Annotated in this window: 1 protein-coding gene; it reads left to right on the top strand. The window is 50.8% G+C overall.

The genetic code is table 11. The features are described 5' to 3' along the window. Window positions 1–44: 44 nt before the first annotated feature. Window positions 45–415 (top strand): RNA polymerase sigma factor (locus ACLD7X_RS19285; RefSeq protein ID WP_425625539.1); only part of this gene is annotated, 371 nt, incomplete at its 3' end.

The following is a 415-nucleotide window of genomic DNA, read 5'->3' as shown; positions in this document are numbered from 1 at the left end:
TGGAACGAAAGTACCGTCGTATTGTCTCGTTTCTTATCCGCAAGATGATCCGGAATGACGAAGACGTTGAGGACCTCGTCCAAGACACGTTCGTCAAAGCCTATGCGGCATTACCGAGTTTTCAGTTCGAATATCCGTTTTCCCGCTGGTTGTACAAGATTGCATCGAACAGGTGTATCGATCATCTTCGGAAGCGGCGTTTCCACCAAGTATCCCTTGACGAACCCATAAGCACCCGTGACGGTGGGGACCTTTACATGGATCCTCCCGACCGAGAGCAAACGCCTGATGTTGCCTTGCTAGCTAGGGAACGATTTACTCTCCTGAAGGAAGCGCTTGAGACCATGCCGGACAAGTATCGAGAGGTCATTAGGCTGCGTCACGAAGAAGAGCTCGAGTATCAGGAGATTGCTGA

It is taken from the genome of Aphanothece microscopica RSMan92 (assembly GCF_046613545.2).
Lineage (GTDB): Bacteria > Cyanobacteriota > Cyanobacteriia > PCC-6307 > Cyanobiaceae > NIES-981.
Note: the sequence above shows the minus strand (reverse complement) of the source record. Positions and strands in the feature narration are given on the sequence as shown.